Below are 26,304 nucleotides of genomic sequence, written 5' to 3' on the forward strand. Positions count from 1 at the left end.
AAAGCGATAGACCTCCCGCAAGCGCAATGCTTGCGCGCGGCGATGCGGGCAGGCACTGCAGGCGGGATGGAAGCGAACTGGCAGGATGCCCTGGCACGCGCGCGGCAATTCTCGCCGTTCCTTGCCCGTGCGCTCGAGCGCCAGCCCGATCTGGCGCAGCTGCTCGGACGGGGCGAGGGAGAGGCTGCACTGTCTTTCGCCCGGTCGCGCGGCGGGGAGACGGGCGATACCGCAGTCGCCCTGCGACGCGAAAAGCTGGCGCTTTCGACGGCGCTGGCGGTAGGCGATCTCGCCGGGGCATTTCCGGTCGGCCGGGTCATTGCAGAACTGTCCGATTTTGCCGACCGCGCGCTCGACACTGCGATCCGCGCTGTGATCGGCCGGCGGGTAGAGGGGGCCGGGCCGGACGGCTTCATCGCCCTCGCACTGGGCAAGCACGGTGCCCGCGAGCTCAATTACAGCTCGGATATCGACCCGATCCTGCTGTTCGATCCCGAAACACTTGCGCGGCGCGAGCGCGACGATCCGGGGGAGGCGGCGCAGCGCTATGCCCGCGAGATCGTGCAGATGCTGTCGGAAATTACCCCCGAAGGCTATGTGTTCCGCGTCGACCTGCGGTTGCGACCGGCGAGCGAGGTCAGCCCGCTCGCGGTTCCGCTCAACGCCGCCCTGACCCATTACGAATCGAGCGCGCTCACCTGGGAGCGAGCGGCCTATATTCGCGCGCGCGCCTGCGCGGGCGATATCGCGGGGGGGAAGGATTTTCTCGGCGCGATCCGGCCCTTCGTCTGGCGGCGCAGTCTCGATTTCGGGGCGATCCAGGAGATTGAGCGGCTCACCGAGCGCATCCGCGCGAACTACGACGGTCCGCGCGAGCCCGGCCCCGGGTTCAACCTCAAGCAGGGTCGCGGCGGCATCCGCGAGGTCGAGTTCTTCGCCCAGACCCACCAGCTGATCCACGGCGGGCGCGATGTATCCTTGCGGCAGCGCGGGACACGCGCGGCGCTCGACGCGCTGGCCGATGCGGGTATCGTCGCCGCGGATGACGCGCTGGCGCTGGGCGATTGCTACGACGGGCTCCGCAGCATCGAACACCGGCTGCAGATGGTCGAAGATCGCCAGACCCATTCGATACCTTCGGGCGATGCGCTCGATCAGGTGGCCCGCCTTACCGGCTTCGCCGATGCGCCGGCATTCCTTGCCTATTGCCGCGCGCTGACCGACCCGGTGGCGGAGCGGTTCGACCGGTTGATCGATGTCGAGCGCGCGGCCAGCGGTAGGGGCGCTTCAAGCTTGTCCGACGAACTTGGCCAGTTGGGATTCGCCGATCCAGTGGCCACCGCCGAGCGGGTGCGCGGCTGGAGCGATGGCCGCTATCGCACGCTGCGCAGCTCGGCAGCGTTATCAGCATTCGAGGCGATCCGGCCCGCCTTGCTCGAATCGCTGGCCGAAGCGCCCGACCCGGAGCGCGCGCTCGTCAGGTGGGAGCAACTGCTCGAATCCGCTGCCAGCGCGGTCAATCTGTTCCGCCTGATCGAGGCGCGTCCCGGCCTGCTCGAACTGCTGGTCAAGATCCTGACCCTCGCCAACCCGCTGGCGGACGCGCTCGGGCGACGGCCCGAACTGCTCGATACCCTGATCGACCGCAGCGCGCTCGAACTGCCGGGCGATGTGGCCGCATTGATTGCGACGATGGATGCTCACGGAGCGGAGGCGGATTATGAGCAAAAGCTCGACCGGTTGCGGATCGTCACCGGAGAGACACGCTTTTCGCTGGGTGTGCAGCTGATCACCGGTGCGCAGGACCCGCTCGATGTGGCAGCGGCCCTAGCACGGCTTGCCGAGGCCGGGCTGCAATTCGCCGTGGACGCAGCCGAAGCCGAGTTCGCCCGGGTCCACGGGCGGTTTGCCGACAAGCGCATGGCGATCATCGGCCTCGGGCGGCTTGGCGGCGGGGCGCTGACCCATGCGTCCGATCTCGATATCGTCTATCTGTTCAGCGGCGATTTCGACGGCGAGAGCGATGGCGCGCGCCCGATCGGCCCGACGCTCTATTTCAACCGGCTGGCCCAGAGGGTCAGCGCGGCACTCAGCGTGCCGACCGCCGAAGGGGCGCTGTACGAGGTCGACACCCGGCTGCGGCCGCAAGGCGCGCAAGGGCCGCTCGCGGTCAACTTCGACAGCTTCGAACGCTACCAGCGCGAAGATGCATGGACCTGGGAGCATATGGCGCTCACCCGCGCCCGGGTGGTGGGCGGCAGCGCCGGCGAGCGAAAAGAGCTCGCCGGCATCATCGCGCGGATCCTCGCATCGCCGCGCGATGACACAAAGCTGCGCGAGGATGTGCTGGCGATGCGTGCGGAGATGGCCGGTCACAAGCCCCCGCGCGGCCCGCTCGACATAAAGCTGCTGCGCGGCGGGCTGGTCGATATCGAATTCATAGTACATTACCTGCAATTGCGCGAAGGCGATGCGCTGCATCCCCATCTCGGCACTGCGATTGCGCGGCTCGCAGAGCTGGGGCTGGTCGGGCCCGAGCTGCTGGAGGCCTACGAGCTGCAGGCGCGCACACTCGTTTCCGCCCGGCTTCTCGCCGGGGATTTGCAACCGCCGCATCCCGGCGCCGCCGAAACCCTTGCGCGGATTTGCGGATGCACCGACAGTGCCGGGCACATGAGCGGTCTGGAAACGGCGCGCCTCTGCGTCGCGGAGCAATGGAACCGCACCTTCGAACAGGAACTGGAGATCGATCGATGAGCGCTTTCACCCCCGCAGGCGGCCCGATGCCCGACATCGCAATGGAAACCTCCGACGGTGGCACCGTGCGGCCATCGGACTTCAGGGGGCGCAAGCTGGCGGTGTTCTTCTACCCCAAGGACGATACCCCGGGCTGCACCAGCGAAGCGAAGGACTTCTCTGCGCTGATGGGTGCTTTCGAGCAGGCCGGGTGTGCCGTGCTCGGGGTGAGCAAGGATCCGCCCACGAAGCATCGCAAGTTCATCGACAAGCACGGCCTCACGGTCCAGCTCGCGACCGACGCGGAAGAGGGCGGGCTGTCCGACGCGCTCAGCATCTGGGCTGAAAAGTCGATGTACGGCAGGACCTACATGGGCATGGTGCGCTCGACCTATTTGCTCGATGTCGAGGGCAATATCGCGCAGGCGTGGCACAAGGTGAAGGTCAAGGGCCATGCGGAGGAAGTGCTCGCGGCGGCGCAGGCACTTTGAGTAAAGGGCCGCCGACCATTGCCCGGGCCATCAGGTCGGCGCTGCTCACGTCTGGCCCGGCTGCCAAGGTGTTCGCCGCCCGGTATGTCGCGCGCGAGTGGCGGCTCGGACGGCTTGAGTTCGCTTTCGACGTACCGATGCCCGACCGGCCGGCACGTCCCGAGCGACCCGAGCTGCTCGCGCCGCGCAAGATGCCCCGGCGCAGCAAGGCCGGGTCGCAGGGCAGCCGCATCGCCTTGTGGCATGCACTGGCGCATATCGAATTCGTCGCGATCGACCTGGCGCTCGATATCGTCGGGCGGTTCGGAGCTGGGATGAAGCGCGATTTCGCCGACGACTTCCTGTCGGTCGCAGCAGACGAGGCGATGCATTTCGCCTTGCTCGACCGCAAGCTGCGTTCGCTCGGCAGCCAGTATGGCGCACTTCCGGCGCACGGCGGCTTGTGGCAGGCGGCCGAAGAGATCAGCCACGATGTCGCGGCGCGCCTCGCAATCGTTCCGATGGTACTCGAGGCGCGCGGTCTCGATGTCACGCCGCAAACGATTGAGTGGGTAAAATCGCAGGGCGACTGCAATGGCGCTCGAATCCTGGAAAGAATCCTTGACGACGAGATTCGCCACGTCGGTTTCGGCACCAAGCACTTTATCGGTCATTGCGAGGCTGCAGGAATCACGCCACAAAACCTATGGCAATGCCTTGTGAAAAAGCACTTTCGCGGAGCCATTAAGCCGCCGTTCAACGACTCAGCGCGGTTCGCAGGCGGTCTGTCGCTAGACTTCTACCAAAGCCTTGCGTCCTGAAATTCTGGCGTCAAACCCACAATGCACAAGGTCATGCGGGGTTCCATGGCCGAACGAATTGCCACCGCCAAGCTCCTCCAAGGGGCGGAAAACAAGGACGGGTCATTGGTCGCTTTTACGATTTCGCGTGCCACGAAATACCTCGGCATCGCGCTTGCAGGCTTCGCATCGCTGGCGGCATCGCCTGCTCTTGCAAACACCAGCGCAGCCAGCGCGGCCGACGTTACCGCTCCGGTCAAGGAAGTCGGAACCACCGGGATCGCCGATGGTGACGAGGACTTCACGGAACTCTTCGCGCAGTGGGAATCGCTCGACGGCACACCGCAGCGCCGCACCGTCACCGCTCCTGCTGCTGTTTCTATCCCGTCACGTATGCCGCTCGATCGCGCAACGTTGACCAGCGACTACGGGATGCGAACCCATCCGGTTCTGGGTGGTCGCCGTTCGCACAAGGGCATCGATCTCGCCGCTCCGACCGGCACCCCGGTCTATGCCACCGCCGACGGCGTGGTCAGCCGCGCCGAGCGCTTCAGCAGCTACGGCCTCTACATTTCGGTCGAGCATGGCGGTAACTTGCAGACCCGTTTCGCTCATCTGTCGCGCCTCAATGTTTCCGAAGGTCAGCAGGTCAAGAAGGGCGAACTGATCGGCTTCGTCGGTTCGACCGGGCGGTCGACCGGCCCGCATCTGCATTACGAAGTCCGGGTGAATGGCGAGGCGGTCAATCCGGTGCCTTACATGAAGGACAACGATCCCCAGCTCGCTCTCGAGCGCGGTGAAGGCGGTCAGGGCGGCGAGTAACCCGCGACTGCATTCGGGTCTTCGCGGACCATGCACGAGGGCGGCGGAGCAATCCGGCGCCCTTTTTGCTTGCCGCAAGAAGCAGGAGCGGTAGGTTTCGCTTCACAACCAATCGGCCCGCGAGAGGCCCGACGGGAGAGATTCGAAACATGCATCCGATTCTTCACGCGCAGACGAAGCCCGACCATCCGGCCGTGATTCTGGCCGGCACCGGCCAGATCGTCACTTATGGGGAAATGAACGACGGCGCGAACCGCTTTGCTCAGCTGCTGCGGTCGCGCGGATTGCAGCCCGGGGATGCCTATGCGGTGTTGCTGGAAAATCACCTGCGATATTTCGATATCATCTGGGGATCGCAGCGTTCCGGCTGCCTGCTGGTGCCGATCTCGACCCGCCTGACCGCACCCGAGATTGCCTATATTCTCGAAGACAGCGGCGCGAAGCTGCTCATCACGTCGCGCAAGTTCGACGATGTTGTGCCGGGCGTCCGGCAACTCGCGCCTGACATGCCGTGCCTGATTCTTGGCGGGGAAGGCGAGGAAGATTTCGAGGCGGCGCTCGCGGCACAGCCCGCCGAGCCGATCCCGGACCAGGCTTCGGGCCTTGCGATGCTCTACAGTTCGGGCACCACCGGGCGGCCCAAGGGCGTGCGGCCCAAGCCGCCGGCCGATCCCGAGGTGGCGGCACCGGTCCCGCTTATCGGTCTTGCGGTGATGGGTGCCGGCATGCCGAGCGACGGGAGTATGGTCTATCTCTCCCCCGCCCCGATGTATCACGCCGCACCGATGGGCTGGTGCACGACGGTCCACCGGTTGGGCGGAACGGTCGTCATGATGGAGAAATTCGATCCCGAGGCCGCGCTCGCGCTGATCGAGAAGTACCGCGTCACCGACAGCCAGTGGGTTCCGACCCATTTCGTCCGCATGCTCAAACTGCCCGAGGAAGTGCGTACGAAATACGACCTCTCCTCGCACCGGCGTGCCATCCATGCCGCCGCACCTTGCCCGATCCCGGTCAAGCAGGAGATGATCGAATGGTGGGGCCCGATCATCGTCGAATATTACGCCGGGTCCGAGGGGATCGGGATGACGATGGTCAAGAGCGAGCAATGGCTGGCGCACCCCGGCTCGGTCGGACCGGCAATCTTCGGCACGCTGCACATCTGCGGGCCGGATGGCGAGGAGGTTCCGACGGGCCAAGACGGGCTGATCTATTTTGAGAACGAGATCCTGCCGACCTATCACAACGATCCCGAAAAGACCGCCGATGCGATGCATCCCAAGGGCTGGATGACGCTGGGCGACATCGGCCATCTTGACGAAGACGGCTTCCTCTACCTGACCGACCGCAAGAGCCACATGATCATCTCCGGCGGGGTCAATATCTACCCGCAGGAGATCGAGAACCTGCTGATCACCCACGACAAGGTGATGGATGCGGCAGTGATAGGCGCGCCGTGCCCCGATCTGGGCGAGAAGGTCGTGGCGGTGGTCCAGCCGGTCGACATGGGGCTGGCTGGCGAGGCGCTCGAACTCGAGCTGCGCGCATTTCTCGACGGGCAGTTGTCGCGGGTAAAGATGCCGCGCCTGTTCGATTTCCGGCCCGAACTGCCGCGCGAGGCCAATGGCAAGCTCTACAAGCGCGAGCTGCGCGATGAGTACGCCGCCAAGGCGCAGGAGGCGGTCTGATGGCGACGCAGGAAAGGCCCGCCGTCGATCCGGCCACCGCGCGCGAAGTGATAGACCCGCAGAGCTACGCCGACTGGGATCCATTGCTCGACACCTTCGACCGCCTGCGCGAGGAAGCGCCGGTCGCGTGGATCGACTCCGGCGACGACGCGGTCCACCCGCCCTTCTGGCTGCTCACCCGCTACGACGACGCAATGCGCGTATCGAAGGACAATTCGACCTTCCTCAACAACCCGCGCACGGTGGTCTTTAGCCTGACCGAGGGGATCGAGTTCGCCAAGGCCTTCAGCGGCGGCAGCGAGCATATGGTCGCTTCGCTGGTCACCTTCGATGCGCCGATCCACATGAAGTATCGCAAGCTGACGCAGGAATGGTTCATGCCCAAGAACCTGCGCACCATCGAGGACGAAATCCGCGCCATCGCGCAGGCGACTGTCCAGCGGATGATTGATGCCGGGCCGGAGCTGGACTTTTGCAAGATCGTCTCCGCCCCCTATCCGCTGCATGTGGTGATGCAGATCCTCGGCGTGCCAGAGGAAGACGAGCCGCGCATGCTGACGCTGACCCAGCAGATGTTCGGCGGCTCCGACGAGGACCTCAACCAGTCGGGGATGAAGGACCTCCCGCCCGAAGTCATCACCCAGATCGTCGCCGGGGCGGTGCGCGATTTCGAGGCATACTTTGCCAAGCTGACGGCACAGAAGCGCGCCAACCCGACCGGCGACGTCGCCAGCACCATCGCCAACGCGGTGGTCGACGGCGCGCCGCTCAACGACCGCGACATGATGGGCTACTACATCATCGTCGCCGCCGCCGGGCACGATACCACCAGCGCCAGCACCGCCGGGGCGATGCTCGCCCTGGCGCAGGACCCGGAGCAATGGGCAAAGGTCAAGGCCGACCGCTCGCTGCTCCCCGGCATCGTCGAGGAAGCGATCCGCTGGACCACTCCGGTGCAGCATTTCATGCGCACCGCGGCAGAGGATACCGAGGTGGGCGGGCAGCGCATCGCCAAGGGCGACTGGCTGATGATCAACTATGTCGCCGCGAACCACGACCCGGCGGTGTTCGAACAGCCGCGCCGCTTCGACGCCGCGCGCAGCCCCAACCGGCACCTGGCGTTCGGGGCAGGGGCGCACCAGTGCCTCGGCCTCCACCTCGCCCGGCTCGAGATGCGCATCCTGTTCGAGACCCTGCTCGACCGGATCGAGACGGTCGAGCTGGCGGGACCTCCGGCGCGTTCGAAATCGACCTTCGTCGGCGGGCTCAAGACCCTGCCGCTGCGGTTCATCCCGGCGTGACCGACCCGCTCGACTTCACCGGGCGCCGCGCCCTCGTTGTCGGCGGGTCGAGTGGGATCGGTAACGGCATCGCGCAGGCCTTCCGCGCGCGCGGGGCCGAGGTGCATGTCTGGGGCACCCGCGCCTCGGCCGAGGACTACGCAGAGGAGGACGGTTCGGACCTCGCCGGGCTGCATTACACGCAGATCGATGTCTCCGACCCGGCGCAGGTCGATGCCGCCCCGGGGTTCGAGCGGCTCGACATTTGCGTGCTGTGCCAGGGCGCGGTCGAATATGGACGCGCCGAGTTCGAGCGCGAAGGGTGGGACCGGGTCGTGCAGGTCAACCTCAACTCGGTGATGGATTGCGCGCGCAAGTTCCGCAGCGCGCTGGCAGCGGCGGGCGGATCGCTCCAGATCGTCAGCTCGACCGCGGGTTTCCATGCGACGATCGGCAACCCGGCCTATGGCGCATCGAAGGCGGCGGCGGTCGCGCTGGTGCGCAACCTCGCGGCAGCCTGGGCGGGCGAGAGCATCCGGGTCAACGGCATCGCCCCCGGCTTTGTCGCGACCAAGATGACCAAGGTCACCACCGAGCACCCCAAGCGGCTGGAGGACGCGCTGCAGCGCATCCCGCTGCGCCGCATGGGCACCCCGGCCGATATGGCGGGCGCCTCGTTGTTCCTCGCCTCGCCGCTCGCCGCCTATGTGCTCGGCCAGACCATCGTGGTCGATGGCGGGCTGACGCTGCAATAGCGGGCCTGCCTGCGCCAGGCGGGCGCGAAAGGCGACACTAAGGCGACACCAAAACGGCATGGCGCACCGGGGCGGGGGCGGGCGAGTTGCCTGCGCATTTTAGCCGAGAATTGGCAAAAATTGCGCATTGGCGCGATGAAAAAGGCCGCTGTGAACTTTCCCTGCGCGGATCGCGGTGTCTTCACGGGTTTCAAAGAGCCGTAGCGAGGCTAGCAAGCGCGCGACGTGTAGGAAAACGTTTCTTGTGAACCCGCAGGCACCGGGCTTCCAGCGCGCGGGCGGCACTCCGAAATCAGCGGGAATTCGACTTCGATATGTCCGATTTCCATATCGGTTCGCCGCATCCTCTGCTACACCAGCCCTACAGAAAAGCTTTGCCTTTTCAAGGAGCCGGGCCTGTTCCCGGCGGGAAGAGGAGTGCACCCGTGGGCTCCATGACATGGCTGGCAGACTACAATCTGCCCTTCACGATCGCGCTCGGTCTGATGCTCGTGCTCGCGGTGCTGCAGATATTGGGTGTCGGCGATCTGTTCGATGCCGACGCCGCGCCTGATGCGGAGTTGGCTGGCAATCTCGACCCGGCTTCGGCAGCTGGGCTTGGCGGCGCGGTTACCACACTGCTCGGGATCGGGCGGGTGCCGTTCTTCGTTTGGCTGGTCGCCTTCCTGTTCCTGTTCGCCGGGATCGGCTTCGGAATCCAGGGCATGGCGGACGGGCTGCTCGGCGCGCCGCTCGACCCCTTGCTGGCTTCGGTGCTGGCGCTCGTCGCGACGGTGCCAGCGACTGCGATAGCGGTGCGTCCGCTCGGACGGATCATGCCGCAGGACGAGACCAGCGCGGTCGGGCTCGACAGCCTGCTCGGGCGGCGGGCGTCAATCTCGACCGGCACATCCAAACGCGGCTCCCCCGCGCGCGCAAAGGTACACGACCGCCACGGCCACGCACACCACGTGATGGTCGAGCCGCACGAGGATGCGAGCGAGATGCTCGAGGGCGACGAGGTCCTGCTCGTCCGCCGCGAAGGACAGACATTCTACGGCACCGCCGTCTCCGAGCGCAGGCTCGCGCCGGCGGAATGATGCCGCAACCCCAAGTTTCACACTGAAGGAGTCGAAATGGAAAACCTGCTGAGCACCGGAACCGTGATGGTCGTTTCGGGCGGGATCGCTGTCCTCGCGATCTTCATCTTCCTGATCAAGCTGTACCACCGCGCGTCGAAGGAAACCGCCTTCGTCCGCACCGGTGTGGGCGGCGAAAAGGTGGTGATGAACGGAGGCGCGCTGGTCTTGCCGGTGTTCCATGAAACCATGCCGGTCAACATGAACACGCTGGTGCTCTCGGTCATCCGCCGCGACGCCGAGGCGTTGATCACGCTCGACCGGTTGCGGATCGACGTGAAGGCGGAATTCTACGTCCGCGTGAAGCCCGATTCCGAGGCCATCGCCATGGCGGCGCAGACGCTGGGCCAGCGCACCATGCAGCCCGAGGCGCTGAAGGATCTGGTCGAAGGCAAGTTCGTCGATGCGCTGCGTTCGGTCGCTGCGGGCATGACGATGAACGAGCTGCACGAACAGCGCGCCGATTTCGTGCAGAAGGTGCAGCAGGTTTCCTCCAACGACCTTGCGATGAACGGGCTCGAGCTCGAGTCGGTCTCGCTGACCGGGCTCGACCAGACCTCGATCGAGCACTTCAACGCCAACAATGCGTTCGATGCCGAGGGTCTGACCAAGCTGACCGAGCAGATCGAGGCGCGCAAAAAACTGCGCAACGATATCGAGCAGGACACCCGCGTGCAGATGGAGACCAAGAACCTCGAAGCCGACCAGAAGAGCTTCGAGATCAAGCGCGATCAGGAATACGCCCGGCTCGAGCAGGAACGCGAGGTTGAAATCCGCCGCGCCGCGCAGATGTCCGAAATCGCCCGCGAACAGGCCGAGCGCACCCGCGAAGCCGATGCCGCGCGGATCGAAGCCAAGAAGCAGGTCGACGCGCAGCAGATCGAGGCCGACCGGCTGGTCGAGGAAGCCCGGATCGACCAGACCCGCGCGCTCGAAATCGCCCGGCAGGAACAGCAGATCGCGGTCCAGAACAAGAGCCGCGAGGAAAGCCAGGCCAAGGCCGAAGCCGATGCCGCGCGCGCGCTGGCGGTGCAGGCGGAGGAACAGGTCGCCACCAGCCGTGAAAGCGAGATCGCCGAACGCAGCAAGAAGATCGAGCTGATCGAAGCGGCCAAGCAGGCCGAGCGCGATGCGATCAAGATCCGCGTCGACGCCGAAGCCGAACGCGATGCCGCCGCCAACCGGGCCGAAGCGATCCGCCGCGAGGCAGAGGGCGAGGCCGAGGCCGAGAAGCTGCGTGCCGAAGCGGCGCGGGTCCGGTTCGAGGTCGAGGCGGCAGGCCAGCGCGCGATCAACGAGGCGGCCAATATCCTGTCGATGGACCAGATCAGCCTGCAGACCAAAATGGCGTTGCTCAAGGTCCTGCCCGAAGTGATCCGCGAGAGCGCCAAGCCGATGGAAGCGATCGATTCGATCAAGATCGTGCAGGTCGACGGGCTCACCAACGGCGGCGGGAAATCGGGCGCTTCCTCGGCCGGCGGCGGCACGGGCAACCTGGCAACCGACGCGGTCAGCGCCGCGCTCGCCTACCGTGCGCAGGCGCCGGTGCTCGACGGGTTGATGAAGGAACTGGGGCTGGACGGCAGCTCGCTGGAGAATCTCGCGAAGGGCGCTTCGATGATCAGCAGCAATTCCGAACCAGAGGTCACCGAAACCCGATCGGAGCCTTCCAGGCCCAAGATGGAAACCGGTCCGAAAGCGGAGCCTGCGGCAAAGCCCGTAAAGGCGAAGGCCGGGGGGAACGCTCAAGACGATTAGGCCAACCGCGAGCTCCGCGCCTATCCGGCGCGGAGCTCTTCGCTCCCATCACGCGGCCGCAAGAACCGGAACCGGAGCCGAATCGGACCGAACCACCGCCGGCGTTGCGGGCGGGCTGCGGTAGATCGATCCGCGCGGCGTCAGAAGGTGGCGCTCGAGCGAGGTGAGGACGGCGTCATCCTCTTCGGCGTCGAACTTGCGGGCGAACAGGTCGCGGCTTCGCTCCAGCTGCTGCAGATCGCCCATGCCGTAGTTGCGCGGGCGCAGCTTGATATCGCCGTCCGGCACCCAGTCGATCATCCGCAGGTCGTCGTTCATCACGGCGCCGTGACCGCTGCTGTTCATCAGCACGGTCTGGAAAAACGCTTCATCGGCGATGAAACTGTTGCGGTAGAAATCCTTGAACCGATCGGCGCGCGGATCGTGGCAGACAAAGGCGCAGAAACCGCGGGTCACCGCTTTCCACTGGGTGCCGATGAAAGGCCTGTCGCCGCTGAGGAAGGGCCGTGCCACGCCGGTGGCGGTCATCCGGCCATCCTCCTCGACGAACATATGACTGATCCGGTTCATCGTATCCGGGCGTTCGCGCGGCTGGTCGAGCGCGCGGATGAATTGCTTTCCGGGATTGGCGGCGAAGAACTGGCGGATGTATTCCTGGCTCTTGAGCGGGAAGTCCTGGCCCGACAGATTGATGTAGTGCGTCCAGCCGTCGTCCATGTCGAGCAAGCGCGCCATCCCGCGCAGCTCGGCATCGACCAGGCTGTATCCGCCCCACAAGGCGTCCCTTGCCTCGAGGATCTCGACGCCCTGATAGGGTGACAGGAAGCTGGCGATGTCCTCGGCCAGAGCCGCGCCGGAGCTTTTGTCGATGTGGATCACATATTGATTGCCGGGGGTGTAGATCGATTTGAACAGGCGTTTGAATTGCTTGGGATAGCGGTGCACGAGCAGGAAATAGGCAATCATCAGGCAGACCCTTCGGGATCGCCCATGCGCGGCTGCCTGTGGCCCGCGCACGGCGATTGCTTCTCCTGTCTCAGGAAAGCCAATCAAAGGAAGTTCTGATCGTAAAGAGACGCCGCCAGACAGTATTGCGCGGGAATTGGCGCAACGGCGGTATGTTCAGATGGCGATTGCCTTGGCCCGATACAATATGCGTTTGCGATTGGCGCGGCGCCCGGCCTGTCCTGGCGGCTTTCCTATTGCAGCAGTCTGTGCGCCATTGCCCGCACCTCGGCGCCCATGTCCTCGCGCTCAAGCGCCAGCGCCAGGGTCGCCTCGACGAAGCCCAGCTTGCTGCCGCAGTCGTATCTCCGCCCATCGAAGGTCACCGCGTGGAACGGCTGGGTGCCGATCATTCGCGCCATCGCGTCGGTCAGCTGGATCTCGCCGCCCGCGCCCTTGCCCTGGTCTTCCAGCACGCGCATCACCTCGGGCTGGAGGATGTAGCGCCCCGAAATGATCTTGTTCGACGGGGCTTCGGCCACGGGCGGCTTCTCGACCAGCCCGCGCACTTCGGTCAGCGCGGGCGAGAGCTGCGCACCCGGGTCGATCACGCCATAGCTGGAGACCTCCTCCTGCGGCACTTCGAGCACGCTGATCAGGTTGCCGCCGGTCTGCTGATACGCCTCGACCATCTGCTTCATGCAGCCCGATCCTCCGGCGTGCGGGATCATCAGCTCGTCGGGCAGGAAGATGGCGAAGGGCTCGTCGCCCACGATCGCGCGGGCGCACCAGATTGCGTGGCCGAGGCCCAGCGGCACCTGCTGGCGCACGGTGATGATGTCGCCGGGGGTGAATCGGGTCGGGGCCAGCACGTCGAGCGACTTGCCGCGCTCGCCCATCGTCGTCTCGAGCTCGTAGGCGACGTCGAAATGCTCGACGATGGCGGTCTTGCCGCGCCCGGTGACGAAGATCATCTGCTCGATCCCCGCCTCGCGCGCCTCGTCCACCGCATACTGGATCAGCGGGCGGTCGACGATCGGCAGCAGTTCTTTGGGGATCGCCTTGGTCGCCGGCAAGAACCGCGTGCCGAGCCCAGCGACGGGGAACACGGCTTTCCGGATGGGTTTGGGCGTGATCGGTTCGGGGCTGCTCATGGCGTCCGGGAATCGCAGGCGTTTGTTACAGCGTCAACCGTTGTCCTCTTTGGGTTTCACGCAGAGGACGCAGAGGGAAGAAGAGACGCAGAGAAGAAGAGCCGGGGCGGCGCAGCCGCGATCCATTTTCTCTGGTTGCGTCATAACGCGAAGTCGCCGACTCTGCTTGAGCCTTCGGCTCGGCACGACCCCTCTGCGTCTCTCCTTTTCTCTGCGAACTCTGCGTGAACCAAAACCCGCACCACCCCGCTTGCTCGCGCCCTGAATCCGGCTAAACGCTTCGACATGGACAAGATCATCGTACGCGGCGGCAATCGCCTTTCGGGCACCATCCCCATCTCGGGCGCGAAGAACGCCGCGCTTACCCTGCTGCCTTGCGCGCTGCTGACCGACGAGCCGCTGACGCTGCGCAACCTGCCGCGCCTTGCCGATATCGACGGGTTCCAGCACCTGATGAACCAGTTCGGGGTGACCACGGTGATCCAGGGTTCGCGGCCGGAGGATTTCGGGCGGGTGATGAGCCTCGAGGCGACGCGGATCACCTCGTCGGTCGCGCCCTACGATCTGGTGCGCAAGATGCGCGCCTCGATCCTCGTGCTCGGCCCGATGCTGGCGCGGATGGGCGAGGCGACCGTTTCGCTCCCCGGTGGCTGCGCGATCGGCAACCGCCCGATCGATCTGCACCTCAAAGCGCTCGAAGCCTTCGGCGCGACGATCGAGCTGGCGGCGGGCTATGTCAAGGCGATCGCGCCCGACGGCGGTCTGCCCGGCGGCGATTTCGACTTCCCGGTGGTCTCGGTCGGCGCGACCGAGAACGCACTGATGGCGGCGGCCACCGCCAACGGCACCAGCCGACTGTTCAACGCCGCGCGCGAGCCCGAGATCGTCGATCTGTGCAACATGCTGGTGGCGATGGGGGCGGAGATCGAAGGGATCGGTACCTCGGACCTGACGATCCACGGCGTGAAGCGGCTGCACGGCGCGACCTACCGGGTGATGGCGGACCGGATCGAGGCCGGCTCCTACGCCTGCGCGGCGGCGATCACCGGCGGAGATGTGACGCTCGCCGGCGCGAAGGCGGAGGAAATGCAGGCCACGCTCCACGCGCTGCAGGCGATCGGCTGCGAGGTCGAGGAAGTGAAAGGCGGGGTGCGCGTCGCGGCAAATGGGCCGCTCAAGGCGACCAACCTGACCACCGCGCCCTATCCCGGCCTCGCGACCGACATGCAGGCGCAGCTGATGGCGTTGCTGTGCTTGGCCGAAGGCACCAGCGTGCTCAAGGAAACGATCTTCGAGAACCGCTACATGCATGTGCCCGAACTGGCGCGGATGGGTGCGAATATCGAGACCGAGGGCCGCACCGCGATCGTACAGGGCGTGGCGCGGCTCACAGGGGCGGAAGTGATGGCGACCGACCTGCGCGCTTCGATGAGCCTCGTTATCGCGGGCCTCGCCGCCGAGGGGGAAACCACCGTGCGGCGGCTATATCACCTCGACCGCGGCTACGAGCGGCTGGAGGAGAAGCTCCAGCTGGTCGGCGCGGATATCGAACGCGTCGGCGACGACTGACGATTACCCCGGACCCTTCTCCGCGCCCGACCGTTGGTTGGGCATAAGGAGATATCCAATGCTACTCAAACTCGCAGCGCTCGGCGCGATCGGTTACGCCGGATACAAATATTACGAGAAGAACCGCGACGGGTCGCGGGCGGCCTTCGCCGGGAATCAGGGTAGCGCCACGATCCGCGACTCTGGGCCAGACGCGATGCGCGACCAACCCAAACGTGCATGGTCGAAAACCGACGAGGAAAGCGACCAGAGCTTCCCCGCCAGCGATCCGCCGTCGAACTACTGACCCCATTGTGGGTAATGCGGGCGGAACCTTTCGCGGTTTCGCCCGCTTTTCCTTGTATGCCTCACGATTCAGCCAGCACCGGCATGGGCTATGGTCGCTTCTTCGCGATGATCGCCACCTCGACCGTCATCATGTACGGGCTGATGTATCTCAACACATATCAGCTTTCGCATGTTTGGTTCAGCCAGACCCGGCTGTGGATGGCGGTGGTCATGGGTGCCGCCATGGCGGTGGTGATGCTGCTGTTCATGTGGGGCATGTATCGCCGCCTGCAGTGGAACCTGCTGATCCTGGGCGCGGCGACCATCGCGTTTGCCGGATCGCTCTGGCTGGTGCGCAGCCAGCAGACGGTGGACGACATGAGCTATATGAAGGCCATGATCCCGCACCATTCGATCGCGATAATGACCAGCCGCCGGGCAGCGATCTCCGACCCGCGCGTGCGCAAGCTCGCCGACGAGATCATCGATGCGCAGGTGCGGGAAATCGCGGAGATGGATGCGCTGATCGCTGATCTCGAGAGGGACGGAAATCGGGCCGCCGAACCCGCACCGGCGCGCTAGCGCCGGGACCGCGCCACCAGCCATATCCGCACCGCCCCGGCGAGGCCGCAAGGGTTCTCGGCCCGGATACGCTCCTCGTCGATGCGCGCCACCAGTGCGTTGACCGGCAGGCCTTCGGCCTCCGCCGCCGCGCGCAGCATGTCCCAGAACAGCGGTTCGAGGCTGATCGAGGTCTTGTGACCGGCGATCTCGACCGAACGCTTGACCGGGGGGTGGTAGGGCGGCGTCATCGCGCCAGCTTAGCCCGTGCGGCCAGCCGGACCATCAATTTTTTGGGGTGGCAGGCAGACTGGGGCAGTCCTAGTCCGGTCTCATGAACGCCGGGATCGACATGCTGACCGACAAGGAGAAGGCAACCCTGCGCCTGATCGTGCGCGGGCACGACGCGAAGTCGAGCGCGCGCGAACTCGGCCTCTCGGTCCATACCGTCAACGAACGGCTGCGCGAGGCGCGGCGCAAGCTCTCGGTGTCGAGCAGCCGCGAGGCCGCACGGCGCCTGCTCGAAGCCGAGACGGCCGACCCCCAATTGCTGGGGGACAGACTTTTGGGGGAAGCCGCGAGTGCACCAACCGAGGCAAACGCTGCGGCATCCGCCCCATCCGGGCGGTGGACGAAGCGCCGCTTCGCCCTGATCGCATCGGGAGTTCTTGCCATGTCCCTCATCCTTGCCGCGCTGTTGCTGCCCGCTTCACCGCTCAACGTCCTCCCCACTTCGCTCGCGCCCGCAAATCTGGCGAGCGACGAAGCCGATGCCGCTGCCGCAGCCCGCGCCGCCGAAGCCTTTCTCGAGCTGGTGGACGCAGGGCGCTGGGCCGATAGCTATGCCGCGACCGGCAGCCAGTTCCGCCAGCTCAATACACTGGAGCGCTGGACCGAAGCATCGACCATGGTCCGCTCGCCGCTGGGCGCGATGCTGACCCGCGACCTGATCGCCAATGAATTCGTCCCCGCTCCGCCGCAGGGTTATCAGCTGATCAAGTTCCGCTCGCGCTATGCCAGCGGTGCCGACCAGACGGAGACGCTCTCGCTGGTGTGGGAAGACGGGGCATGGAAAGTGGTCGGGATCGTGATCGATTAGGGCCGAGGCCCGGGATTGATATCGCGCGTCATGCGCCGATCGCGGCGCGCAGTTCCGGCTCCATCCGGGCTGCGCGTTCGGTGAGTTCGCGCAAATGGGCGAACACCGCCTCGTCAGGGATCTTCACGTTGAAGCAAGTCTTGCCCTGTCGGCGTTTCGCCAGCCCCTCGGGCACCGCAGCTTCGAGATCGGGCAGGACGTAGAGCGGCATCACGTGATAGGCGACGTAGGACTTCTTGATCGCGATCCACCCGAACCAGGCGGGCTGCCCGGTTCGCGCCTCGATCCAGTCGGTTTTCAGCGTCAGATTGGTCGCGCTGTCATCGGTGACCACCATGGTGGGCGCGGCTTCGAGCATGATCGTGCGGAGCCGTGCGAAAATGGCGTCGAAGGTCTCGCTCATCGGACGGGGCTCCCTCTCCTGCGCATGATCAGCGCGGTTGTCACCGTGATCAATAGCCCGACCACGAATGAGCCCGCAACCACCGCTGCCAGCTGCGCGTCGACGTCGACCGCCTGCCCGCGCGCGCGCATCGCCGTCACAAACTGCGGATTGATGACGGAATAATAGGTGCGGAAGAAGACGAAGCCGATCGCCGCGCTGATGGCGGAGATTGCCAGCCCCGCCGCCAGCGCGGTGCGCCAGGACAGCACGCCGCCGGCATCGCGGCGCAGCGATCTCAGCGCGAGGACGATGGCCAGGATCGGGAAAACCAGCCCGACAAAGCCCGTGATCGCGCCGATCTCGAGCCGCTCGTTGTGCCAGCCCATGGCATATTCGAACAGCGTCCACCCCGCCGCGCCGCCGCCCGACAGCAGCCCAGCCAGTATCGTGGTTCTTGCAAACGACATCGCTTACCCCCTTTCCGGAATAGCTACCGGCACGCAGCATTCGAGATCGAACGCCGACCAGCCGATATCCTCGGGCAGCCGGCGGTAGACTTCCTCGACCGGTGCATCGCGCAGATCGAGGCCGGATGCGGGAAGCCAGCTCTTGAACAACATCGACCAGGCCCGGTCCACCGCCGCCAGATCGCCTTGCACTTGGGTGATCGCCCACAGGCCCGCCGCCCGCTCGGCCAGCGCGAAACGGGGCGGCGGGACGACATCGCACGGCAGTTCGATCATGAAATCGTAGCGACAGCGCGACAGCGGGGTGAGATCGGGGTCGTCGCGCGAGGCACCGGCGATGCGCCCGCCGCCGGTCGCGATGCCCGCTGCGTCGGCCCAATCCCTGAGGCGTTGATAGGCGGCGACCAGCCGGTCCGGAGCGAGGTAGCCGCCCCATACCCGCGCGACCGCCAGACGTGCGGCGGGTCGCTCTCTCAACTCGACCGCAAAATCGGGGTCCAGCGGAGGCGGCGGGCGCAGGAAGAAGGCGGAGATCGCACCCGCCGCTTCCCGGTCGCCGCGCGCGGCCCACCAGCCCTCCAGATCGAAGGTGGTCGGCGTCGTGCCGTATACTCGCTTGAATGCGCGAGTGAAACTGACCGGAGAGCGAAAGCCGCTAGCGGCCGAGGCGGACTTCCACGAGTGACCCTTGCGGGCGAGGCCGACCGCTCGTTCGAGCTTGCGGCGCTCGACGAAGCTCCGAACCGACTCGCCGGTCAGGGTCCGGAACACGCGGTGGAAATGGAATGGGGAAAGGCATGCGATCGCGGCCAGGCCGGACAGCGTCATCGGTTCGTGCAGGCGCTCCTCGATATACGCGATCGCCCGGGCAATGCGGTGTTCGTACCGTTCGCCGAAGACCTGCTGTGCGGTCGTATTCGATGCCGTCGATGCCACTTGCCGCTATTCGCAAGCCGCTCGTCGCGGGTCAAACGTGCCGACCACACAGATCTTGCGCAATTGGGCATGCCGGATCGCCCCATCCCCTCAATACATATGCTGGCCGCCGTTGATGCTCATGGTCGAGCCGGTCATGAAGCCGCCGTTTTCGGAGGTGAGGAAGGCCACCCCACGCGCGATTTCTTCGGCCTGCCCAAGGCGGCCGACGGGGATCTTGGCGATGATCTTCTCCAGCACCGGGGCGGGCACGGCGGCGACCATGTCGGTGTCGATATAGCCGGGCGCAATGGCGTTGACGGTGACCCCGAACTTCGCGCCTTCCTGCGCCAGCGCCTTGGTGAAGCCGTGGATGCCGCTCTTGGCAGCGGCATAGTTGACCTGGCCGTATTGCCCCGCCTGCCCGTTGATGCTGCCGATATTGACGATCCGGCCCCAGCCGCGATCGCGCATGCCGGGGAAGGTCGCCTTGGCCATGTTGAAGCAGCCGCCGAGGTTGACCCGCATCACATCGTGCCAATCGTCGTAGCTCATCCGGTGAAGAGTGCCGTCGCGGGTGATCCCGGCGTTGTTGACCACGATGTCGATCGGTCCGAAATCGCTCTCGACCTGCGCGCAGCTGTCGAGGCAGGCCTGGTGGTCGCCGACGTCCCATTTATAGGCGGGGATACCGGTTTCCTTGGTGAAGGCCTTGGCCTTCTCTTCGTTGCCCGCATAGTTGGCGACGACGGTGTGCCCCTGCCGCTTGAGCCGCTGGCAGATCGCCTCGCCGATGCCGCGCGTCCCGCCGGTTACGATTGCCACTCGTGCCATAGATCCTGTCCCATGCTGTGTTTTACGTAGCGTCAGCCTTAGGCGAGGCTGCGCGGCAGGCAAAGAAAAACCCCGCTGGCGCGGGGTCTGGAAATACGAATGCGTAGGTATTCGCGTTCGGTGCCAGCCCACTCCCCCGCCCAACCACCCGATATGGTACCAGGCAAGCTATCGGGTGGTTGGGCGGGGGAGTGGGCTGGTACCGCAGACCAAGCCCGCCGAAAGCGGGCTTGGCAAACAAACGCCGATCAGAACTTGAACTGGGTTCCGACGTAAACCGCCTGGCTGTCCTGCGTATCGTCGGTCAGCGGGGCAAGACGGTCGCGGTCCTGCGACAGGCGGACACCCGCCGTCACGTTGAGGTTGCGCGTGATGCGATAGGCCCCACCGAGGTCAACCGACTGTTCGGTCTGTGCATCGAGCGTGCGCGGGGCGCGGCCGATATTCTCACCCTTTTCCAGCGCGATGCGCGGCTGGAACCGGCTCGGCTTATCGGGCGCGCTCTTCGACAATTCGAAATCGCCAAGGTCGGGCATTTCCGTGGTCCGCGCCGCTTCGGCCATCACCGGCGTCTTGGCAAAGCCCTGGAAGCCGCGGGCGATCCCGAGATTGTAGCGGGTCGAGGCGAGCAGGCTCTCGCCGAGGCCCGGCGCGCTCTTCGCCGCAGCGCTGGCCTGGCGCACTGAGATCGCGCGGGCGGTGTCCTCATCGACGCGAACCGCCACGGTTACAATGCGATTTCCGACGGCCTCGGCGCCCGCAGGCGTGAAGCGCGCGGCCATCCCCTTGCTGCGGATGTTCTGCGACACCCGCTGGGCAAGCTGCGGATCGACCGACGCGGGGGTGAAGATGCCAAAGGCACTATCGCCGATTGCCGGGGCAACCGAAGGCAGCGCGAGACCGGCACCGGGCAGGGCAAGCCCGAGCGCAGCGACCGCGCTCAGCGCGATGCCTGCCTTGGCTTTGGCCAGTCTGTCCAGTTTGCGTGCCATGATCCGGCCGAATTACCTCTTCCCGACAAATCAAGCAGGGTCTCCGTGAACGAACGATGAGCGTTCGCGCAGATTCCCTGCATCCGAGTCGCGAAGCTAGTCCTGCGTTTCCGTCAACTCCAGCGATTCCGGACAATTACCGACTCGAAGTGGCAATGTGTTGCCCCACATCCACAGTTACTCGGTGCTGCGCTGCCCGCTTCAGTCGCGATTAAGGCTCGAGTCGGTGCAAGCGGCCTGCGCGTTCCGGAAGACGTCAAGTCCGGGGGGCGCGCTGCGCTCGGGCCTTGCCGCCCGCGCCCGGCGCGATTAGAGGCATGGCAAGCAGAACGAAAGAGCCCGGTACCTACATGACAATTTCCCACAGCCGTATCGCCCGCTTCACCGGTCGCACTCTCCTCGCCACGGCGGCGCTGGCGAGTCTCGCAGCCTGCGGCGGGCGCGAGCGTCCGACTGCCGATCTTGCGGCGGCACAGGTCACCACCATCGGGGTCAACTCCTATCTCTGGCGCGCCTCTCTCGAAACCGTGAGCTTCGCGCCGCTGCTGCAGACCGACAGCGCCGGGGGCGTGATCGTGACCGACTGGTACGCCAACCCGAGCAATCCGCGCGAGCGGGTCAAGCTGACCGTCTCGATTCTCGACCAGGACCTGCGCGCCGACGCGCTGCGCGTCGCCGCCAGCCGCCAGGTGCTGCAGGGCGAGGTATGGGTCGAAGCGCCGGTGCAGGCGGCGACGGTGCAGAAGCTCGAAGACATCATCCTGACCAAGGCCCGCGACCTCCGCAGAGAGGCAGTCGCGGGGTAACCCCTCCAACCCGAACGGGGCTTTCATGACCGAAACACGCATCGATGCCCGGTTCGATCCCGGGCAGGCCGACGGGCGCTGGCAGCGCGCATGGGACGAAGCGCGCTGTTTCGAGGCCGACAGCGACAGCAACAAGCCCAAGAGCTACGTGCTCGAGATGTTCCCCTATCCCAGCGGGCGCATCCACATCGGCCATGTGCGCAATTACACCATGGGCGACGTTCTGGCGCGCTACAAGAAGCTGCGCGGGCACGAAGTGCTCCATCCGATGGGGTGGGATGCCTTCGGCATGCCGGCCGAAAACGCCGCGATGGAAAAGGGCGTCCACCCCGGCGGCTGGACGCGCGAGAACATCGCCAACATGAAGGCGCAGCTGAAGCGGATCGGCTTCGCGCTCGACTGGAGCCGGGAATTCGCCACCTGCGATCCGGAATATTACGGCCACGAGCAGGCGCTGTTCATAGCGCTTTACGAAGCGGGGCTGGTCTACCGCAAAGAGAGCGAGGTCAACTGGGACCCGGTCGACATGACCGTGCTCGCCAACGAGCAGGTGATCGACGGCAAGGGCTGGCGCAGCGGCGCGGAGGTCGAGAAGCGCAAGCTGGCGCAGTGGTTCCTCAAGATCACCGATTTCGCCGAGGAACTGCTCGAAGGGCTGGGCAGTCTCGACACCTGGCCCGACAAGGTCCGGCTGATGCAGGAAAACTGGATCGGCAAGAGCCAGGGGCTGGAGTTCGGCTTCGACCTTTCAAACGGGGAGAAGCTGCCGGTCTACACCACCCGGCCCGATACGATCTTCGGGGCGAGCTTCGTCGCGGTTGCGGCGGACCATCCGGTTGCGCAATCGCTGGGCAGCGATGCCGCGCGCGACTTTATTGCGCTGTGCAAGAAGGGCGGCACCACAGCCGCCGAACTGGAAACCGCAGAAAAGCTGGGTTTCGACACCGGGATCACCGCGAAGCATCCGTTCACCGGGGCGGACCTGCCGGTCTACATCGCCAACTTCGTGCTGATGGACTACGGCACCGGCGCGATCATGGCGGTGCCGGGCCACGATCAGCGCGACTTCGAATTCGCCACCAAATACGGCCTGCCGATCCCGCGCGTCGTCGCGGCTAGCGTAGCGGACGCGGGCAAGCCGTTCGATGGCGAGGCGGAGTCCGGTGACGGGGTGCTGGTCAATTCGGATTTCCTCGACGGGATGGATGTCGAGGATGCCAAGCGCGAAATCATCCGCCGCATCGAGGGTCAGGGCCGGGGCGAGGGCAAGACCGTCTGGCGCCTGCGCGACTGGGGCGTCAGCCGCCAGCGCTACTGGGGCACGCCGATCCCGTTCATCCACTGCGGCACCTGCGGCGTGGTGCCGGTGCCGAAGGAGCAGCTGCCGGTCACCCTGCCCGAGGATGTCGATTTCCAGACCCCGGGCAATCCGCTGCTGCGCCATCCGACGTGGAAGCACACCACCTGCCCGACTTGCGGTGGCGCGGCGGAACGCGAGACCGACACGCTCGACACCTTTGTCGATTCGAGCTGGTACTTCCTGCGCTTCGCCAGCCAGCCGGCGGACAGGCCGTTCGACCGCGACGAAGTCGCCAAGTGGCTGCCGGTCGAGCAGTATATCGGAGGGGTCGAACATGCGATCCTGCACCTGCTCTACGCCCGCTTCTGGACCCGCGCGCTGGCGAAATGCGGGATGCTCGACCTGAAGGAACCCATCGCTTCGCTGTTTACGCAGGGGATGGTGACGCACGAGACCTATTCGCGGGAGATCGACGGGCGCGAGACCTATTTCACGCCGGGCGAAGTCGAGCGGACCGGCGATGGCGCGACGCTGAAGGAAGATGGCCAGCCGGTCGAGATCGGCCGCGTGATCAAGATGTCCAAGTCGAAGAAGAATGTGGTCGACCCGGACGAGATCATCGCGACCTTTGGCGCGGATGCGGTGCGCTGGTTCATGCTTTCGGACAGCCCGCCGGAACGCGATCTGCCGTGGTCCGAAGCCGGCATCGAAGGCTGCTGGCGCTTCGTCCAGCGGCTGTGGCGTTTGTTCGCGCAGGCCGGTTTCGGCGGCGCGGGGGCGGATGCCAATGTCGATCGCGCGCTCGACCGCAAGCTGCACCAGACGATCGCCGCCGTGGCCGAGGATATCGAGGCCTTGAGCTTCAACAAGGCGGTGGCTCGGATCTACGAGCTGACCGGCGCGATCGAGAAGGCGCAAGCTTCCGCCAGCCGCTCCGATGCGATCCGCAAGCTCGCGATCCTCGTCGGCCCGATGATGCCGCATCTGGCGGAGGAAGCACGCGCGCAGTTCAACCTCGGCATCGGGCTGGTGGCGCAGGACAGCTGGCCGGAGGTCGACCTGGCGCTGCTGGTCGACGACGAGGTGACCGTGGCGGTCCAGCACAAGGGCAAGCTGCGCGATACGCTGACCGTCGCCAAGGGCCTGCCCAAGGAAGAGCTCGAAGCGCTTGCGCTCGCCAGCGCAAACGTGCAGCGTTCGATCGACGGCGCGCAGGTGCGCAAGGTCATTGTCGTGCCCGACAGGCTGGTGAACATCGTCACATGATCCGCGTTCTCGCCCTCTTTGTTCTCGCCCTTGCGTTGTCGGCCTGCGGGTTGCAGCCGATGTATGCCGGGGGGGCTAGCGGACAGGTGGCGCAGGGTCTGGCGGCGGTCGAGGTCGCCCCGATCGAGGGCAAGGCCGGCTGGCTGATGCAGAATGCGCTGAACGACCGGCTCGGCGTAGCGGGCAATCCCGCGCCGCGATACCGGCTCGACATCCGGCTCGACGACCGGCTCGAAGGATTGGGCGTGCTGAGCGACGATACCGTCGGGCGCGAACGGCGCATCCTGCGCGCGCGCTACCAGCTGGTCGACCTCGCGAGCGGGGAGATCCTGCTCGACAAGACTTCCGGTTCGGATGCGGGGATCGACGTGGTGTCGAGCGAATACGCCACCATCGCCGCCGAAGACCGCGCGCTCGAGAACCTCACGCAGGATGTCGCGGGTCGCATCGTCAGCGAGGTTGCGCTCGCGTTGCGCGAACCGCGGTGAAGGCGACACAAAAGGACTTTGCCGGTCAGGCGCAACGCGCCGCACAGCAATGTTCGGTGTTTTTCTTCTGCGGCCCCGACGAAGCTGCCGCGTCGGCGGCCGCCGGTCGCATCGCCGCGCTGCTGCCCGACCCCGGCGAGCGGGTCGAGCTTTCCGGAGTCGATCTGCGCAAGGACCCGGTCCTGCTGGGTGACGAGGCGCGCTCGATCTCGCTGTTCGGCGACTCGCGGCACATCTGGGTCCGCGCGAGCGGGGACGAAGCGCTCGACGCGGTCGGCAATCTTCTGCTCGGCACGGGCGAAGCCTGCCCGGTACTGATCGTCGCCACCTCGGCGACCGACAAGTCGCGCACCGCCAAGCTGCTGGAGAAGCGCAACGACGCGCTGGTGGCGATGTTCTACCCGCCCGACCTCGGCGATCTGACCCAATCGGTCCGCGCGATGGGAGATGCGCTCGGGGTCCGGCTGAATGGTGAACTGGCGCAGCAGATCGCCCGTTCGTGCGGTCTCGACGTCCGGCTCGCCGGGTCCGAGATCGAGAAGCTCGCGCTCTATCTCGATGCTTCGCCTGCACGCCCGATCGCCGCGACGCAGGACCATCTCGACGACATCGCCGCCAAGACCGAAGACGACGGCTTCATGCCGCTGGTCAATGCGGTGCTTTCGGGCGAGAGCAACAAGCTCCCGGCGGAATTGCGCCGGATGCACGAACTGTCGCTCAACCCGGTCGGCGTGCTGCTGGCGTTTGAACGCCGCGCCACCCAGCTGGCCCAGCTTGCCGCAAGGATCGGTACGCGCGGCGATATCAATGCGGCGATCGACGCGGAAAAGCGCGCCCGTCGTATCTTCTGGAAAGATGTCCGCGATATCGACAAGCAGATTCGCCGCTGGCGCGGGCCGCGTCTCGACCGGTTGCTGAACCGGCTGACGGAACTGCACCGCGATCTCATCGAAAACAGCCAGACTGCCGAGCTGCTGCTCGCACAAGGTCTGGCGGAGATCGCCCGCGCGGCGGCACCGAGGCGTTAGCCCCCGCAACCCGCGCCTGCGCTCCGGTTACTCGAGATGGACGATGATCGATCCGCCCTTGCGTCGCGTGGAGGAATGCCGGTGCGCCTGGTCGAGCACACCCCGTCCGTCTACCATCCGCAGGCGCACGGGTTCGATGATCGTCGCAGTAGCGCGGCCCTGTGCGCGAGCCGGCGGAGCGACAGCATTCGACGATCCCGGCGCGTCTTCCCCGCCGGGCGCGGCCAGAAGCATGGCAGGCGCAACAATCCCCTGCAACGCCAGCAGCGCAGCAACAGGCAGGCGATGAAAGGGCGTTTCTCGGCGCTCAACCCTCAGCATTGCGCAGCACGGCGGACAGCTCGCGCACACCGAGCGGCCGGGCAAGCGCGATGCCCTTCTCATAACCGTCGGCCCATTTGACGGTCGCGGCCTCCAGCAGGTGACGGCCCACGCGGACTGTGGCGAGCGCACCCGCGACGACCGGCTGGTCCATCAGAACGCACAACCCGCGATGCGCGAGATTGACCAGTTCGGCCTCATGCCGCACCGCATTGACATAGACGGTTGCGGGGAGCGATGCGGGGATGCGGACCGAGCGGTAGGCAAAGCCTGGACATGGTGTGTAAGACGGTGTGCCGGGATCGTTTTCTACCCCGAAGCGCCCGTCGGCGGACCAGATGACGGTGCCATGGCGGAAATCCTCATTGCCCCAGCGATAACTGATCGGCTGTCCGCAGGTGAGGGGGATATCAGATTCGAAGCCGGCACCTTCGTGCGACAGGTCCCGCATCACCGCGACGGACGAAATGCCGTCTATCT

Annotated in this window: 27 protein-coding genes; 17 read left to right on the forward strand and 10 right to left on the reverse strand. The window is 65.8% G+C overall.

The features are described 5' to 3' along the window. Positions 1-42 precede the first annotated feature (42 nt). From NSO95_RS00645 to NSO95_RS00685, 9 genes are all read left to right on the forward strand, one after another. Complete coding sequence (locus NSO95_RS00645) at positions 43-2,757, forward strand: bifunctional [glutamine synthetase] adenylyltransferase/[glutamine synthetase]-adenylyl-L-tyrosine phosphorylase (protein WP_257594204.1); 2,715 nt, start codon at positions 43-45, stop codon at positions 2,755-2,757. Further along, a complete protein-coding gene (locus NSO95_RS00650; RefSeq protein ID WP_257594205.1) occupies positions 2,754-3,227 on the forward strand; it encodes a peroxiredoxin in 474 nt (157 codons plus the stop codon). Before NSO95_RS00645 ends, NSO95_RS00650 begins: the two co-directional genes overlap by 4 nt. After that, a complete protein-coding gene (locus NSO95_RS00655; protein WP_257594206.1) occupies positions 3,224-4,027 on the forward strand; it encodes a ferritin-like domain-containing protein in 804 nt (267 codons plus the stop codon). Before NSO95_RS00650 ends, NSO95_RS00655 begins: the two co-directional genes overlap by 4 nt. Positions 4,028-4,072: 45 nt before the next feature. Next, positions 4,073-4,828, forward strand: a complete 756-nt coding sequence (locus NSO95_RS00660) for a M23 family metallopeptidase (protein ID WP_257594207.1) — start codon at positions 4,073-4,075, stop codon at positions 4,826-4,828. A 149-nt stretch (positions 4,829-4,977) separates the two neighbouring features. Next, positions 4,978-6,516, forward strand: a complete 1,539-nt coding sequence (locus tag NSO95_RS00665; RefSeq protein ID WP_257594208.1) for an acyl-CoA synthetase — start codon at positions 4,978-4,980, stop codon at positions 6,514-6,516. Further along, positions 6,516-7,817 carry a cytochrome P450 gene (locus NSO95_RS00670; protein WP_257594209.1) on the forward strand — a complete coding sequence of 434 codons (1,302 nt, stop codon included), beginning with the start codon at positions 6,516-6,518 and terminating at the stop codon, positions 7,815-7,817. Before NSO95_RS00665 ends, NSO95_RS00670 begins: the two co-directional genes overlap by 1 nt. Then, complete coding sequence (locus tag NSO95_RS00675) at positions 7,814-8,551, forward strand: SDR family NAD(P)-dependent oxidoreductase (protein ID WP_257594210.1); 738 nt, start codon at positions 7,814-7,816, stop codon at positions 8,549-8,551. Before NSO95_RS00670 ends, NSO95_RS00675 begins: the two co-directional genes overlap by 4 nt. A 434-nt stretch (positions 8,552-8,985) precedes the next feature. After that, positions 8,986-9,630 carry a YqiJ family protein gene (locus NSO95_RS00680; RefSeq protein WP_257594211.1) on the forward strand — a complete coding sequence of 215 codons (645 nt, stop codon included), beginning with the start codon at positions 8,986-8,988 and terminating at the stop codon, positions 9,628-9,630. Between the two features lie 36 nt (positions 9,631-9,666). Beyond that, positions 9,667-11,427 carry a flotillin family protein gene (locus NSO95_RS00685; RefSeq protein WP_257594212.1) on the forward strand — a complete coding sequence of 587 codons (1,761 nt, stop codon included), beginning with the start codon at positions 9,667-9,669 and terminating at the stop codon, positions 11,425-11,427. 48 nt (positions 11,428-11,475) lie between these two features. Here the strand turns inward: NSO95_RS00685 and NSO95_RS00690 are convergent, their stop codons facing one another. Then, positions 11,476-12,393, reverse strand: coding sequence for a beta-1,6-N-acetylglucosaminyltransferase (locus NSO95_RS00690; protein ID WP_257594213.1), 918 nt, complete (start codon positions 12,391-12,393; stop codon positions 11,476-11,478). A 233-nt stretch (positions 12,394-12,626) separates the two neighbouring features. Continuing rightward, positions 12,627-13,526, reverse strand: a complete 900-nt coding sequence (locus NSO95_RS00695; protein ID WP_257594214.1) for a UTP--glucose-1-phosphate uridylyltransferase — start codon at positions 13,524-13,526, stop codon at positions 12,627-12,629. Positions 13,527-13,811: 285 nt separating this feature from the next. Between NSO95_RS00695 and murA the strand changes: the two genes are divergently transcribed. Genes murA through NSO95_RS00710 form a run of 3 tightly spaced genes read left to right on the forward strand, consistent with a single transcriptional unit; the run spans position 13,812 to position 15,944 of the window. Next, positions 13,812-15,095, forward strand: a complete 1,284-nt coding sequence (murA, locus tag NSO95_RS00700) for a UDP-N-acetylglucosamine 1-carboxyvinyltransferase (protein WP_257594215.1) — start codon at positions 13,812-13,814, stop codon at positions 15,093-15,095. 58 nt (positions 15,096-15,153) lie between these two features. Further along, entirely contained in the window at positions 15,154-15,381 is a 228-nt protein-coding gene (locus NSO95_RS00705) for a hypothetical protein (RefSeq protein ID WP_257594216.1), read from the forward strand. A gap of 56 nt (positions 15,382-15,437) precedes the next feature. Beyond that, positions 15,438-15,944 (forward strand): DUF305 domain-containing protein, encoded by a 507-nt coding sequence (locus tag NSO95_RS00710; RefSeq protein WP_257594217.1) that lies wholly within the window; start codon positions 15,438-15,440, stop codon positions 15,942-15,944. Here the strand turns inward: NSO95_RS00710 and NSO95_RS00715 are convergent. Continuing rightward, positions 15,941-16,174, reverse strand: a complete 234-nt coding sequence (locus tag NSO95_RS00715) for a ribbon-helix-helix domain-containing protein (RefSeq protein WP_257594218.1) — start codon at positions 16,172-16,174, stop codon at positions 15,941-15,943. The two genes, NSO95_RS00710 and NSO95_RS00715, sit on opposite strands and share 4 nt — an antisense overlap. A gap of 83 nt (positions 16,175-16,257) precedes the next feature. Between NSO95_RS00715 and NSO95_RS00720 the strand changes: the two genes are divergently transcribed. Then, positions 16,258-17,022: a helix-turn-helix domain-containing protein gene (locus NSO95_RS00720; protein ID WP_257594219.1), complete on the forward strand. Its 765-nt coding sequence runs from the start codon at positions 16,258-16,260 to the stop codon at positions 17,020-17,022. Between the two features lie 28 nt (positions 17,023-17,050). On the opposite strand, the gene NSO95_RS00725 is transcribed toward NSO95_RS00720, so the two are convergent. The 5 genes from NSO95_RS00725 to NSO95_RS00745 form a co-directional block, all read right to left on the reverse strand. Further along, entirely contained in the window at positions 17,051-17,425 is a 375-nt protein-coding gene (locus NSO95_RS00725; protein WP_257594220.1) for a hypothetical protein, read from the reverse strand. Next, positions 17,422-17,874, reverse strand: a complete 453-nt coding sequence (locus NSO95_RS00730; RefSeq protein ID WP_257594221.1) for a DUF4199 domain-containing protein — start codon at positions 17,872-17,874, stop codon at positions 17,422-17,424. Before NSO95_RS00730 ends, NSO95_RS00725 begins: the two co-directional genes overlap by 4 nt. A gap of 3 nt (positions 17,875-17,877) precedes the next feature. Further along, positions 17,878-18,810, reverse strand: a complete 933-nt coding sequence (locus tag NSO95_RS00735) for an AraC family transcriptional regulator (protein WP_257594222.1) — start codon at positions 18,808-18,810, stop codon at positions 17,878-17,880. A gap of 90 nt (positions 18,811-18,900) precedes the next feature. After that, positions 18,901-19,623, reverse strand: a complete 723-nt coding sequence (gene phbB, locus NSO95_RS00740; protein WP_257594223.1) for an acetoacetyl-CoA reductase — start codon at positions 19,621-19,623, stop codon at positions 18,901-18,903. A 248-nt stretch (positions 19,624-19,871) separates the two neighbouring features. After that, a complete protein-coding gene (locus tag NSO95_RS00745) occupies positions 19,872-20,615 on the reverse strand; it encodes a hypothetical protein (RefSeq protein WP_257594224.1) in 744 nt (247 codons plus the stop codon). Positions 20,616-20,965: 350 nt separating this feature from the next. Here NSO95_RS00745 and NSO95_RS00750 point away from each other — a divergent pair, with 350 nt between their 5' ends. From NSO95_RS00750 to holA, 4 genes are read left to right on the forward strand one after another with little or no spacing between them, the layout of a single operon-like run. After that, on the forward strand, positions 20,966-21,421 hold the full coding sequence (locus tag NSO95_RS00750; protein ID WP_257594225.1) for a DUF3576 domain-containing protein: 456 nt from the start codon (positions 20,966-20,968) through the stop codon (positions 21,419-21,421). Between the two features lie 25 nt (positions 21,422-21,446). Beyond that, positions 21,447-23,987, forward strand: coding sequence for a leucine--tRNA ligase (gene leuS / locus NSO95_RS00755; protein ID WP_257594226.1), 2,541 nt, complete (start codon positions 21,447-21,449; stop codon positions 23,985-23,987). Beyond that, positions 23,984-24,475: an LPS assembly lipoprotein LptE gene (gene lptE / locus NSO95_RS00760; RefSeq protein WP_257594227.1), complete on the forward strand. Its 492-nt coding sequence runs from the start codon at positions 23,984-23,986 to the stop codon at positions 24,473-24,475. Before leuS ends, lptE begins: the two co-directional genes overlap by 4 nt. Continuing rightward, positions 24,472-25,503, forward strand: a complete 1,032-nt coding sequence (gene holA, locus NSO95_RS00765; RefSeq protein WP_257594228.1) for a DNA polymerase III subunit delta — start codon at positions 24,472-24,474, stop codon at positions 25,501-25,503. Before lptE ends, holA begins: the two co-directional genes overlap by 4 nt. Positions 25,504-25,530: 27 nt before the next feature. On the opposite strand, the gene NSO95_RS00770 is transcribed toward holA, so the two are convergent. Continuing rightward, positions 25,531-25,737 (reverse strand): hypothetical protein, encoded by a 207-nt coding sequence (locus NSO95_RS00770; protein ID WP_257594229.1) that lies wholly within the window; start codon positions 25,735-25,737, stop codon positions 25,531-25,533. Between the two features lie 73 nt (positions 25,738-25,810). Then, positions 25,811-26,275 carry a hypothetical protein gene (locus NSO95_RS00775; protein ID WP_257594230.1) on the reverse strand — a complete coding sequence of 155 codons (465 nt, stop codon included), beginning with the start codon at positions 26,273-26,275 and terminating at the stop codon, positions 25,811-25,813. Positions 26,276-26,304: the final 29 nt, after the last annotated feature.

The organism is Parerythrobacter lacustris, from assembly GCF_024626475.1.
Classification (GTDB): domain Bacteria; phylum Pseudomonadota; class Alphaproteobacteria; order Sphingomonadales; family Sphingomonadaceae; genus Parerythrobacter_A; species Parerythrobacter_A lacustris.

What these genes read in the sequence shown, in the direction of transcription:
- NSO95_RS00710 (WP_257594217.1), top strand. Translation starts at nt 15,438, where the DNA reads ATGCCTCACGATTCAGCCAGCACCGGCATGGGCTATGGTCGCTTCTTC.
- NSO95_RS00745 (WP_257594224.1), bottom strand. Translation starts at nt 20,615, where the DNA reads ATGGCACGCAAACTGGACAGACTGGCCAAAGCCAAGGCAGGCATCGCG.
- NSO95_RS00660 (WP_257594207.1), top strand. Translation starts at nt 4,073, where the DNA reads ATGGCCGAACGAATTGCCACCGCCAAGCTCCTCCAAGGGGCGGAAAAC.
- NSO95_RS00775 (WP_257594230.1), bottom strand. Translation starts at nt 26,275, where the DNA reads ATGCGGGACCTGTCGCACGAAGGTGCCGGCTTCGAATCTGATATCCCC.
- murA (WP_257594215.1), top strand. Translation starts at nt 13,812, where the DNA reads ATGGACAAGATCATCGTACGCGGCGGCAATCGCCTTTCGGGCACCATC.
- NSO95_RS00715 (WP_257594218.1), bottom strand. Translation starts at nt 16,174, where the DNA reads ATGACGCCGCCCTACCACCCCCCGGTCAAGCGTTCGGTCGAGATCGCC.
- phbB (WP_257594223.1), bottom strand. Translation starts at nt 19,623, where the DNA reads ATGGCACGAGTGGCAATCGTAACCGGCGGGACGCGCGGCATCGGCGAG.
- NSO95_RS00730 (WP_257594221.1), bottom strand. Translation starts at nt 17,874, where the DNA reads ATGTCGTTTGCAAGAACCACGATACTGGCTGGGCTGCTGTCGGGCGGC.
- NSO95_RS00645 (WP_257594204.1), top strand. Translation starts at nt 43, where the DNA reads ATGCGGGCAGGCACTGCAGGCGGGATGGAAGCGAACTGGCAGGATGCC.
- NSO95_RS00650 (WP_257594205.1), top strand. Translation starts at nt 2,754, where the DNA reads ATGAGCGCTTTCACCCCCGCAGGCGGCCCGATGCCCGACATCGCAATG.
- NSO95_RS00750 (WP_257594225.1), top strand. Translation starts at nt 20,966, where the DNA reads ATGACAATTTCCCACAGCCGTATCGCCCGCTTCACCGGTCGCACTCTC.
- NSO95_RS00670 (WP_257594209.1), top strand. Translation starts at nt 6,516, where the DNA reads ATGGCGACGCAGGAAAGGCCCGCCGTCGATCCGGCCACCGCGCGCGAA.
- NSO95_RS00695 (WP_257594214.1), bottom strand. Translation starts at nt 13,526, where the DNA reads ATGAGCAGCCCCGAACCGATCACGCCCAAACCCATCCGGAAAGCCGTG.
- NSO95_RS00725 (WP_257594220.1), bottom strand. Translation starts at nt 17,425, where the DNA reads ATGAGCGAGACCTTCGACGCCATTTTCGCACGGCTCCGCACGATCATG.
- NSO95_RS00705 (WP_257594216.1), top strand. Translation starts at nt 15,154, where the DNA reads ATGCTACTCAAACTCGCAGCGCTCGGCGCGATCGGTTACGCCGGATAC.
- NSO95_RS00720 (WP_257594219.1), top strand. Translation starts at nt 16,258, where the DNA reads ATGAACGCCGGGATCGACATGCTGACCGACAAGGAGAAGGCAACCCTG.
- NSO95_RS00680 (WP_257594211.1), top strand. Translation starts at nt 8,986, where the DNA reads ATGACATGGCTGGCAGACTACAATCTGCCCTTCACGATCGCGCTCGGT.
- NSO95_RS00665 (WP_257594208.1), top strand. Translation starts at nt 4,978, where the DNA reads ATGCATCCGATTCTTCACGCGCAGACGAAGCCCGACCATCCGGCCGTG.
- NSO95_RS00685 (WP_257594212.1), top strand. Translation starts at nt 9,667, where the DNA reads ATGGAAAACCTGCTGAGCACCGGAACCGTGATGGTCGTTTCGGGCGGG.
- lptE (WP_257594227.1), top strand. Translation starts at nt 23,984, where the DNA reads ATGATCCGCGTTCTCGCCCTCTTTGTTCTCGCCCTTGCGTTGTCGGCC.
- leuS (WP_257594226.1), top strand. Translation starts at nt 21,447, where the DNA reads ATGACCGAAACACGCATCGATGCCCGGTTCGATCCCGGGCAGGCCGAC.
- NSO95_RS00690 (WP_257594213.1), bottom strand. Translation starts at nt 12,393, where the DNA reads ATGATTGCCTATTTCCTGCTCGTGCACCGCTATCCCAAGCAATTCAAA.
- NSO95_RS00770 (WP_257594229.1), bottom strand. Translation starts at nt 25,737, where the DNA reads ATGCTTCTGGCCGCGCCCGGCGGGGAAGACGCGCCGGGATCGTCGAAT.